We start from the raw sequence: 11,738 nt of genomic DNA on the forward strand, positions 1-11,738 counted from the left end.
TAGCGGCGCCACACACCGGGCATGTGTATTGTTCACCCGACAAATAACCATGCTCTTTGCAAATAGAATAAGTTGGAGAAAGTGTATAGTAGGGAAGCTGATAATTCTCCGCAATTTTTCGCACCAGTCTTGCAGCCGCTTTCCAATCGGGTAACTTTTCACCTAAAAATGCATGGAAGACCGTTCCGGATGTATAGAGCGTCTGCAAGGGATCTTGAATGTCCAGTGCCGAGAAAATATCGTCCGTATATCCAACAGGAAGATGCGAAGAGTTTGTATAGTATGGCGTTCCCTGCTGATTAGCAGTGATGATATCCGGGAACTGCTCCACATCGTGCTTCGCCAAGCGATAGGCTGTACTTTCTGCCGGCGTTGCCTCAAGATTGTACAAATCGCCATATTTCTCTTGATAATCGGACAAGCGCTCACGCATATGAAGCAAGACTTCTTTGGCAAATTCTTGTGTTTGCGGGCTTGTCAGATCTTTGTGCAGCCACTTTGCGTTCAATCCGGCTTCGTTCATTCCAACCAGGCCGATGGTGGAAAAGTGATTTTGGAATGTGCCCAGATATCTCTTTGTATAAGGATAAAGTCCCTCGTTCAGGAATTTTGTAATAGTAGTACGTTTCATTTTGAGAGAACGTGCGGCAATGTCCATCATGTGATCGAGTCTTCTATAAAAATCTTTTTCGTCCGCGGCTAAATACGCAATCCGCGGTAAATTGATGGTGACCACACCCACGCTTCCTGTGGATTCGCCCGACCCGAAGAAACCTCCTGACTTTTTGCGAAGCTCCCGTAAATCCAAACGCAAACGGCAACACATACTGCGCACGTCGCTTGGCTGCATATCGCTGTTGATATAGTTAGAAAAATACGGTGTTCCATATTTGGAGGTCATATCAAACAGCAAACGGTTATTCTCGGTATCAGACCAATCAAAGTCGCGGGTAATGGAATATGTGGGAATCGGGTATTGGAACCCGCGACCATTGGCATCACCTTCCAGCATAATCTCCAAAAAGGCCTTATTCACCATATCCATCTCTTTTTGGCAATCCTTATAACGGAAATCCTGCTCTTTTCCACCTACAATTGCCGGCAGCTCTGCCAAATCAGAAGGAACCGTCCAATCCAGCGTAATATTGGAAAAAGGAGCCTGTGTTCCCCACCTGCTTGGAGTGTTCACACCATAAATGAAAGACTCAATACACTTTTTCGTCTGTTCATAAGACAGTCCATCTATTTTGACAAAAGGTGCGAGATACGTGTCAAAAGAAGAAAAAGCTTGCGCACCCGCCCATTCGTTTTGCATGATTCCCAAAAAATTGACCATCTGATTGCACAGTGTTGCCAAATGCCGAGCCGGTGATGACGTGATTTTTCCCGGAATTCCGCCCAAACCTTCTTGAATGAGTTGTTTCAGTGACCATCCGGCACAGTAACCTGTCAACATCGAAAGATCATGCAGATGGAGGTCTGCGTTCCGGTGTGCCTGTGCAATTTCGTCGTCGTATACTTCGCTCAGCCAATAGTTCGCCGTTATTGCGCCGCTGTTGCTCAAAATCAACCCGCCCACCGAATACGTGACAGTTGAATTCTCTTTCACACGCCAATCATTTACCTTCAAGTAGTCATCCACAAGCTTTTTGTAATCCAGGATGGTAGATTTCGCTGCGCGCATTTTTTCCCTCTGCTGGCGATACAAAATATAAGCTTTTGCTACATCTGCATAACCTGCATCACTGAGAACCTTCTCGACACTATCCTGAATATCTTCCACCGAAATGAAGCCGTCTTTTATCTTGGGCTCAAAATTCGCCGTAACTCGCAAGGCCAAAAGCTCAATGACGCTAGGATGATAAGAACGCTTCTGCGCATCAAAAGCCTTTTCCATGGCCGCACATATTTTTTGAATGTCAAAGGCGGCATTTTCACCGTTTCTCTTTTTTACCTGATACATAAAGACTGCTTCCTTTCTGCGGATATTTCAGTTGTGGCTGAATATCCTTAGTATAACACCGCCCTTCCATTTTATCAATATATATTGAAAAGTTAAAAATATAACACAACATATTGTGGTTTTACTCGCCTCGTATTTGTGTGTTGGGAACAAACTCCAACACGGTATCACGTAAAACCGCAAGTTCTTGTTTCGAAAAGGGTGTCAGATTCTGATCCGGCACCTGGGGTGAGCAAACAAAATTCTGTAAAAAATAGCGTTTAGCTCCCTTTAGCCAGTGGCCGATGGCTCGCATGTCCTGAACATCATGCAGCTCGCGGACCACAGTCGTTCGAAACTCATAATCCACTTTTTCAGACAAAAGCAGTTCGACACTTTTTCGCACAGTCTCCAAAGGAGGATGCAAACACCCTACGGTCCGTGCATAATGGACGGGACTGTTTTTCACATCCATTGCCACATAGTCGACCATTCCCTCTCGGACCAATGTTTCGAGGCGCTCCGGAAAACTTCCGTTGGTATCCAATTTTACGCGATATCCCATCCGTCGGATGCGCAAAATCAATTCAGATGTTTGTGTCCAAAGCAGAGGTTCTCCACCGGTCAGGCAAACACTGTCCAAAATCCCCTTCCTCTTTTTAAGAAAGGAAAACAACTGTTCCTCATCCAGCTCCGCATCAGTCGAGAGAGGAATCAATTCGCTATTATGGCAAAACGGACATTGAAAATTGCAACCTTGAACAAACACTGTGCAGGACACATGTCCCGGATCGTCCAATAGTGTCAATTTTTGAAGACCTGCGAGTTTCATTTTTTTCACATCCTTTTTTTCAATATACGACGCCGCTTTGTGGATGTCAAACAGACCTCAAGATTGTAAGAGTCGACGTACTCGCCGAATGATTGTCATAATTGCCGGTCCCGCCAAAACCGCAACCGCGACAATAAAAAGATTCTTTCCGAGCACTGGAGATGTTCCAAAAAATTTCTGCAATACAGGCAGGTAAACACTCAATGCCGTACAGGCCAAAGAGAGTCCCGCTGCGCCCAACAGTGCTGGATTCCCCCCAAAATGAAGTCCTTCTCCCCGGCACTCAAAAATATGAAGCATTTGAGAAAACACAATGGTCATGAAACACGCACTTCGGGCAAGAGTAATATCTCCCCCAGTAGAAAGGACCGCCCAATAGGCTCCGCTGGAAGCAAGCCCCAACATCGTTCCTCGAATCAAGATAGTACGCGCCAGGCCATGTGCAAATAGTCCCTCTTCCTTTGGCCGAGGAGGACGCTCCATAATATCTTTGGCAGGGGGCTCCATTCCCAGTGCGATCGCTGGCAGGCCATCGGTAAACAGATTTACCAAAAGGATCTGAATGGGAAGTAGCATAACCGGTAATCTCAGCAACATTCCGAATAGCATTCCCAAGACTTCTCCTAAGTTAGAGGTAAGCAGAAACCGTATAAAACGCCGGATATTCTGATAAATTACTCGTCCCTCTTCCACTGCGGAAACAATGGTTGCAAAATTATCGTCCAAAATCACTACACTGGATGCCTCTTTGGTCACATCTGTGCCGGTAGCCCCCATGGCAACCCCGATATCCGCCTCCTTTACTGCTGGCGCATCGTTTACTCCATCTCCAGTCATCGCCGTAATTTGCCCTGCTTTTTTATACGCGCGTACAATGCGCAATTTATGGGCTGGTGTTACACGTGCGTAGACGGCAGTATGCATGCACACCTTACTTAGTTGTTCATCCGACATGGCATCCAACTCTTTTCCAGTCAAAACGCCATCATTGATTCCGGCAATTCCCGTTTGTTTTGCAATTGCCAACGCCGTCTCCCGATAATCCCCGGTAATCATGACCGGCTTGATGCCTGCGCTTCGACATTTTCGAACCGCCTGCTTTACCTCGGGCCGAGGGGGATCCTGCATTCCCATAAGCCCCAAGAAGCACAGGTCACTCTCTCCCTTTTCCGGGGTATCACTTACTGCAAATCCCAATACACGAAGCGCATTCTGAGCCATGGCAGCCATGGCAGCCTCCACCTCTCTGCGCTCCCGCTGACCCAGCTTTTTTATCCCCTGTTCTGTTTGAATTGTACTGCACCGATCCAAAAGCACGTCCGGAGCACCTTTGCAACACAATTGTTGACCATGTCCGGACCGCACAGACACGCTCATACACTTTCGCTTAGAATCAAAAGGATTTTCACCGGTAATGGTATAGCTGCGCAGCAATTTTTGCCTGGTCAATCCTGCTTTGGCCGCGGCAATCAGAACAGCCACCTCTGTGGGATCACCATCTACTCGATACTCCCCCTGCTTTTGTTCAATATGGGCAGTGGAACAAAGTACTCCTGTTCTTAATAAATCATTTACAAAAGGGGCTGTTACGGTCCGACCATTTTCCGTGATTTCTCCTTTTACATGATATCCTGTTCCGGAAACCTCGCAGATGTGACCGGGAACCCAAATCCGCTGAACGGTCATTCGATTTTGCGTGACAGTTCCGGTTTTATCCGTGCAAATGACTCCTGCGCATCCCAGAGATTCTACCGCGTGCAACTTACGAATCACTGCGCCTCTGCGCAAAATGCGCCCCACACTTAAAGCCAAGGTAATCGTGACGATTGCAGGCAATCCCTCGGGAATTGCAGCAACTGCCAGGGACACCCCTGTAAGCAGCATTTCCAAAAATCCATTTCCTTGCAAAAATCCCAGAAATGCCACCGCCAGACATACAATGACACAAGCGGTAGCCACAAAAACTCCCAGTTGTTTTAGTTTTTTCTGCAACGGCGTTGGGTCCTCTGCCGCTTCTTCCATCAATCCGGCAATTTTCCCCATTTCTGTCGACATTCCTGTGGCGGTCACAACCGCCTCTCCCCGGCCTTCGGTGACAACACACCCCATAAACAATGGATCTCCATTCTTTTTTTCGACCGGAAGACTCTCTCCCGTCAGCATGGATTCATTGCACGCCAATCGGGTTCCCTCACTCAGTGTTCCATCGGCTGCAATCTTGTCGCCAGCTTCTAATAAAAGAATATCGCCTGGAACTATTGTCCGGGCGCTGACGTTTTTTTCAACACCGCCACGCCGGACTCTTGCTACCGGTGCACTGAGCTCCTTAAGGGCTTCCAAAGTTTTTTCCGTTCGGTATTCTTGAAAGAAGCCCATTGTCGCATTCATAAGTACAATAATAATAATGGTAATTGCTTCGGTGCCTTCCCCCATTAAAACCGAGATCAACGTAGCCGCCGCTAAAATTAGAATCATAACATCCTTGAACTGAGAAAAAAACATTGCTGCCATACCTGGCCCCTTTTTTCCGGCAAGGCGGTTTTCTCCCACCTGCCCCAAGCGAGCGGCCGCCTGAGCTTCTGTCAAACCTTTTTCCGTCTGCCTCATACTACGCTTCTCTCCTTTTTCGGGTAGACACATCTGCCTTTTTCTGTAATAAAAATATGTGTCATTCCACAGAGCTATGCCTGTCTACATATTTGCGATTCTCTCTTTTCCAAAACTTTAAGAAAATTTTTCAAAAAAAGTGAAGACATCTTTCGGTTTGTTTCGTATTATAGGTACAAGCAAAAAAACATACACGAAACGGCGCCGCATCGTGTATGTTTCAGATAAATTAAAAAGGCCGGCTTTGGCCGCTCAGGGAAGGAGCATATTCTCATGGCATTTCTTGTACTGACACGTATTGTGATGATTTGCAGTATCCTTTTGGGAATTTATACGTTATACTTTGGCGCTATTGCATTGGTGGGACTATTCCGCCGCACAAAATCCGTTCCATCCTATGAACCGAGCAAACGATTTGCCTGTGTGATTGCAGCGCGCAATGAGGCACTCGTAATTGGGAATTTGGTGGACAGTTTGCGCAAGCAAAATTATCCGACAGATTTATTTGAAGTCATTGTTGCCCCTAACAACTGCACCGACGAAACCGAATCCATTGCGCTTGCGCATGGTGCGCGCATCTTTACTGCTCACGGTACTATCCGCAGCAAAGGAGAAGTTCTGACACAGATTGTAGATGAAGTGATTCTTCAGGAAAGATTTGATGCCATGTGCGTATTTGATGCGGACAATCTGGTCGACGAGAATTTTTTGCAACGCATGAACGATGCACTTTGCAACGGCGCACAGGTCGCTCAAGGATTCCGCGATTCTAAGAATCCTGAACAAAGCGCCATCTCAGGTTGCTATTCCATTTGCTACTGGATGCTAAATCGGTTTTACAACGGAGCACGTGCAACACTCGGCCTTTCCTCTCTCATCAATGGCAGTGGATTTGCCGTAACTACCGATCTTCTCCGCAAACTTGGTGGCTGGCATACTTGCACTATGACCGAGGATTATGAGTTTAGTGCACAATGTGCCATCGCAGGTGGACGCGTCGATTTTATTCCGGATGCGGTCATCTATGACGAACAGCCTCTTACATTCACGCAAAGCTGGCGGCAACGGCGTCGTTGGACCACGGGAAGTCTTCAAGGTCTTCAGACATATGGAAGTCTCTTGTTCCGGGAAATGGTTTTGCGCCGCAGTGTCATCTGCTTTGATATGTATTTGACTTTCTTGACGCCTTTTGCACAATTGGCAGGTGCTATCCTTGGATTGACCGGCACCATTTTGCTACTGGCCGGTAAGGGTTTTGTTATCGGAAGCATCTTCTTTAACGGAATTGTGGCGGCCTTAATTCTTACCGTAGGCGGTTTGATCTTAAGCGGAATTGGTACAGCCGCCGCTGCCGCCATTACCGTTATGTTAAAAAAGGACACTCTCCACGGTATGGGCTGGGGCATTGCAACCTTCTGGATGTTTGCATTAAGTCATATGGTTCTAACGCTTCTAAGCTTTGTAAAAAAGGAAAACGTATGGCGACCCATTGCGCATACAAGCGTAAAAACGTTGGACGATGTTGCCAAAATCCGCTAAAACATCATACAAAAAGGGACGAGTATACTCGTCCCTTTTCTTTTATAAAAATAGCCGGAGTGAAATCTCCGGCTATTTTTTATCCGCGGTTAAAACGGGCTAAAAATTCTTTTGTTTTTTCATTTTGGGGTGTTTCAAAAATTTGATTCGGCGTTCCTTCTTCACAAATTACACCATCGGCCATGTACACTACATGGCTGGATACATCTCTGGCAAACGCCATTTCATGAGTCACTACAATCATCGTGAGTCCCTCTTTCGCCAGCTCACGCATTACATTTAAAACCTCTCCCACCATTTGAGGGTCCAATGCACTGGTCGGCTCATCAAACAGCAATACTTCCGGCTGCATGGCCAATGCCCGCGCAATGGCCACACGCTGCTTCTGACCGCCGGACAACTGCCGAGGCTTTGCGCGAATGTACTGCTCCATGCCCACCTTTTCCAAAAAGGAGAGTGCCGTCTGCCGCGCCTCTTCCGGAGATTTTTTCAGCACTTTGATGGTACCTGCCATGCAGTTTTCCAAAACCGTCATATTGTTAAAAAGGTTGAAGCTCTGAAAAACCATTCCTACACGGGAACGATACTTACAAGGATTCGCTTCTTTGCCGGTAATGGGCTTTCCATGAAACAGAATCTCTCCGCTGCTCGGATGTTCCAAAAGGTTGATGCACCGCAACAGCGTCGATTTTCCCGAACCAGAGGCCCCGATGACGCAGGTGACGTCTCCTTCATTCACTGTGAAATCCACATCTTTCAGTACCTGGTGTGTACCGAATGTTTTTGATAAATGCTTTACTTCAATGATGGGCTGACTCATTTGGAACGTCCTCCTTTGCGGGTATAACGGTCCGCCGGCCGATCGCTGTTCAATACATCGTTCACGTTTGCCTGACGCTCCTGAATACGATAATCGGTATTAGGCTCCTTCGGGTTCTTTTTGTAACGATGCATTCCTTCGCCCGGAACAAGTGGATCCGCCACTGTTAAATCAAAGTTTTCCGGTCCATCCATCTTCTTCTCCATCCAGCGCAGCAGCGCAGACGCAGTCAAAGTCATAACGAGATAACCCACCATCTCAATCGCCGCGGACGGAAAGTACATATACGTAGCGCCTACTACACCGCGATGCACTGCAAAGAATTCGGTAAAAGAGATGATAAACATCACAGACGTGTCCTTCACGTTAATGATGAAGTTGTTGCCGATCTGCGGCATAATGTTGCGCAACGCCTGCGGAAGAATAACGCTTGTCATCGTTTGAAAATGGTTCATGCCAATGGCTTTTGCGCCTTCCGTCTGGCCCGGATCCACCGAGATGATGCCGCCGCGAACAGATTCTGCCATGTAAGCGCCGGTGTTAATGGAAACGACCAGAATAGAAGCTGCCCACACACTGCTGAACTGCATGGCGCTGTTCGTCAAATAGGGCAGGCCGTAATAGACAAATACTGCTTGCAGAATCATCGGTGTTCCACGAAACACTTCTACATAAACTCGCACAACTGCACGAATCAATTTTAAAACAAAGCGTTTGACCCCCGAATCCTCCGGCTCATAAGGAATCGTATTTAAAATGCCACATAATAACCCAATCAGGCATCCAATGACTGTTGCCACCAAAGCCAACAGCAAGGTATCACGCATACCTGTCAAATACGAAAGCCAGTATTGATCCCACAGCTTCACAATGTCATTGCCAAGCTGAACCATTCTCTCCATACCTATCCAGTTCCTTTCTATCCAGCTCAGCCCTCAGAAATAGGCTGTACGGAAATGGCTTGCGCCATCAAATCATTGAAATCATCCGCAGTCATGTCAGCAAGCACACCATCGATGGCTTCTTTCAGTTCTGTGTTTCCTTTTCTCATGGAAATGCCGATATTGATATCGCCTTCGTCTACTACGAAGTTGTCGTCGCTGTCGCTAAAGTCAAGCAAGACCATATCCGGATAGGCCTGCACCGCACCTTGCGCAGTAGGCATATCGGTGCACACAAAATCCACTGTACCGGTCTCAAGCGCCATCAACATCGCCGGGGCAGATTCTGCGGCAGTCTGGATTGTCACGCCCTCAACCTGGGGCAGGCAAGTATCATACCAAATGGTCGCAATCTGAGCAGTGCAAGTAGCACCCGCCAAATCGGACAGACCCTTGGCCTGAGCATAAGGACTATCGGATTTGACTAAGCACACAATGGAAGCATAGAAATAGGGGCCTGCAAAGTCCACCTGCTCACTGCGCTCCTGGGTCATGGACTGGCCAGCAATGACGGCATCCACTGTACCAGACTGTACCGCCGGCACAAGAGAATCCCAATCAGAGCGTACGATTTCCAATTCTACTCCCAGCGCATCCGCAATTTTTTTCGCCATCATAACATCGTAGCCATTGGCGTAATCACTGGAACCTTTAATTTGGACAGCTCCATTCGAATCGTCCGACTGAGTCCAGTTATAGGGAGCATAAGCACACTCCATGGCTACAGTCAGAACGCCGTCCTCCAGGCCGCTTGTGCCAGTTGCGGATGCGGAAGTGGAGGATGTTCCCGATGTACTCTGTGTTCCGGCGGTGGAAGAACTGCCAGTGGAGCCACAAGCAGTCAAAGCGATGAGCATAGACGCGGTCAGAAGACCAGCAACAAGTGTTCTCAAAGTGCGATTCATAATTGATCCCTCTCCTCTTTTGCTTAAAAATTCAAACTCAATGTTTCTTTATTCAGCGCTGAACGAACAAAAAAACCATGAGACATCTGTGAACAGATACCTCATGGTCAAAAAAGCAGTATAAAACCGTATTTCTCACCAATGGAAGCGCTTCACAGATGTGACAGTCTATTGCATCTTATTACAATAGCCCAACAGGAAAGCCTGACAAAAAGCCGACCCATTTCGGCGGCTGACGCCTTTCACGCAACGGCTTTTGCCAGCCGAACCATGCGTTACTCTTCGTCCTCCGCGCCTCAACCATTTGATTTTTTTGTATCATAGCATGTGATGGTGGTATTGTCAACTAAAAACAAAATCTTTATACATTCATCTAAAAAAGATTAAAGTGCTACACATTGATTTAGTTACTATGCCACACATAAACTTGTATATTTTTTCAAATTTGTTACCAAAGAGACAATTGACCATCTTCGCACATGCTTTCAAGTTCTGGCGGAACCTGCTGCAAAAGTTGAATGGCTTGCTGCGCATCGTTCAGCCAGGCACGAACCTGAAATTTCGTTAAAACCATCGGCATACGATCATGAATGGCGCGCACCGAATCGTTGGGAGAAGTTGTTAAAATCACAAAACAGTCTCTTCCCTGTTTCGAATCATATACTCCGGCCAGATACAATTCCTTTTCACTAGAATTTTTAAAAAGATAGCGATGTCGGCTCGCGTCCCACTCATAAAACCCTGTGGTGGGCACGACGCATCGGCGGTAAAGAACAGCGTCTTTAAACAACGGACGCTCACAAACGGTTTCTGCGCGCGCGTTGATTACAATGCGGCCGCTCGAAACGGGAATCCCCCATCTTTGGAAACAAATTTTCACTTGTCCATCCTTGGCAACAAAAACCGGAGCCTCCATTCCAGGCGCAATTTCTCCACCGGTCCATTTTCCCAGATTTTGCTGTTGTGAAGCCTTGAAAATAAGCGTGTTCCACTTCTCCAAATTCTCAAAAACAAATTGATATCTGCTACACATCAAAGGTTCTCCTTGCACTTTTCAAACAAACGGTTTATCATAAAAGAGCAGTTCCGTTTTGGCCGCTCCGGCGGCATTTTTCCATAAAAATATAGGAGGAAAGGCTATGAAATATGATTTTACATCCATCATGGACCGGCGTGGAAAAGACGCGGTCGCGATGGAGTTAGACAAAGGGCTTGCTTCTGGTATGCTGGGCGTAAAAAATGTGAAAATTCGTGATGGCTTTTCTTTAATTCCCATGTGGATCGCTGATATGAATTTTCCTACAGTTCCGACCATTCAGCAAGCGGTGATTGAGCGCACAGAGCATCCTGCTTTCGGATATTTTTCCCCGACACAAGCCTATTATGACGCAATTATTCACTGGCAGGAAGTTCGCAACGGAGTCCATGGTCTTCGGCCCGAGCACATCGGTTACGAAAATGGAGTTCTGGGCGGCGTAGTGAGCGCTCTCAACGTTTTCTGCTCTCGAGGGGACAAAGTGCTGCTGCACAGCCCCACCTATGTAGGGTTTACTCACAGCCTCGTGGACAACGGTTACGATATGGTCCTCAGCCCTTTGAAACAGGATGAAAACGGCATTTGGCGGATGGACTACGAGGATATGGAACAAAAATTGCGCGAGCAAAAAATTCACGCTGCGGTCTTTTGTTCGCCGCACAATCCTTGCGGTCGTGTTTGGGAGCGTTGGGAAATTGAGCGTGCCATGGCCTTGTTCCAGAAGTACGATGTGTATGTTGTATCGGATGAAATTTGGTCTGATCTGATTTTGGAGGGTCACCATCACATTCCTACTCAGTCTGTAAGTGAAGATGCAAAAATGCGAACCGTTGCACTTTATGCTCCCAGCAAAACCTTTAACCTTGCCGGTTTGGTCGGAAGTTATCATATCATTTACAATTCTTGGATTCATGATCGAGTATTGAAAGAATCCGCCCTGTCTTATTATAATAGCATGAACGTATTGAGCATGCACGCTTTGATTGGCGCCTATAAAGAAGAAGGTCAGATATGGCTGGATGAGCTTCGTCATGTGCTGACTGAAAATGTAAACTATGCCTATGATTACATCACCAAACACTTCCAGGGAGTCAGCCTGTCAAAACCTCAAGGGAC

At 47.0% G+C, this 11,738-nt stretch carries 9 protein-coding genes and 1 riboswitch; of the genes, 2 read left to right on the plus strand and 7 right to left on the minus strand.

Translation table 11 applies throughout. The annotated features are described in order from the left end of the window. The 3 genes from AB5H98_RS10695 to AB5H98_RS10705 form a co-directional block, all read right to left on the minus strand. On the minus strand, positions 1-1,963 hold a 1,963-nt coding region (locus tag AB5H98_RS10695; RefSeq protein ID WP_367925889.1), incomplete at its 3' end, for a ribonucleoside triphosphate reductase. 121 nt (positions 1,964-2,084) lie between these two features. Next, on the minus strand, positions 2,085-2,774 hold the full coding sequence (locus tag AB5H98_RS10700) for an anaerobic ribonucleoside-triphosphate reductase activating protein (RefSeq protein ID WP_367925890.1): 690 nt from the start codon (positions 2,772-2,774) through the stop codon (positions 2,085-2,087). Positions 2,775-2,831: 57 nt separating this feature from the next. Next, positions 2,832-5,381 (minus strand): cation-translocating P-type ATPase, encoded by a 2,550-nt coding sequence (locus AB5H98_RS10705; RefSeq protein ID WP_367925891.1) that lies wholly within the window; start codon positions 5,379-5,381, stop codon positions 2,832-2,834. Positions 5,382-5,654: 273 nt separating this feature from the next. On the opposite strand from AB5H98_RS10705, the gene AB5H98_RS10710 reads away from it, so the two are divergent. After that, a complete protein-coding gene (locus AB5H98_RS10710; protein ID WP_367925892.1) occupies positions 5,655-6,920 on the plus strand; it encodes a glycosyltransferase family 2 protein in 1,266 nt (421 codons plus the stop codon). A gap of 79 nt (positions 6,921-6,999) precedes the next feature. On the opposite strand, the gene AB5H98_RS10715 is transcribed toward AB5H98_RS10710, so the two are convergent. From AB5H98_RS10715 to AB5H98_RS10730, 4 genes are all read right to left on the minus strand, one after another. Further along, on the minus strand, positions 7,000-7,740 hold the full coding sequence (locus tag AB5H98_RS10715; protein ID WP_367925893.1) for an amino acid ABC transporter ATP-binding protein: 741 nt from the start codon (positions 7,738-7,740) through the stop codon (positions 7,000-7,002). Continuing rightward, the gene (locus tag AB5H98_RS10720; protein WP_367925894.1) at positions 7,737-8,642 is read right to left on the minus strand and encodes an amino acid ABC transporter permease; all 906 of its coding nucleotides are present in this window, start codon (positions 8,640-8,642) and stop codon (positions 7,737-7,739) included. The genes AB5H98_RS10715 and AB5H98_RS10720 overlap by 4 nt, the downstream gene beginning before the upstream one ends. Before the next feature lie 26 nt (positions 8,643-8,668). Further along, the gene (locus AB5H98_RS10725; RefSeq protein ID WP_367925895.1) at positions 8,669-9,586 is read right to left on the minus strand and encodes a transporter substrate-binding domain-containing protein; all 918 of its coding nucleotides are present in this window, start codon (positions 9,584-9,586) and stop codon (positions 8,669-8,671) included. A 137-nt stretch (positions 9,587-9,723) separates the two neighbouring features. After that, a riboswitch (Lysine riboswitch) is annotated at positions 9,724-9,894 on the minus strand. 140 nt (positions 9,895-10,034) lie between these two features. Next, on the minus strand, positions 10,035-10,619 hold the full coding sequence (locus tag AB5H98_RS10730; RefSeq protein WP_367925896.1) for an SOS response-associated peptidase family protein: 585 nt from the start codon (positions 10,617-10,619) through the stop codon (positions 10,035-10,037). A 106-nt stretch (positions 10,620-10,725) separates the two neighbouring features. On the opposite strand from AB5H98_RS10730, the gene AB5H98_RS10735 reads away from it, so the two are divergent. Next, positions 10,726-11,738: MalY/PatB family protein (locus AB5H98_RS10735; RefSeq protein WP_367925897.1), on the plus strand; the 1,013-nt coding region annotated here is incomplete at its 3' end.

The organism is uncultured Ruthenibacterium sp., from assembly GCF_963558415.1.
Lineage (GTDB): Bacteria > Bacillota > Clostridia > Oscillospirales > Ruminococcaceae > Ruthenibacterium.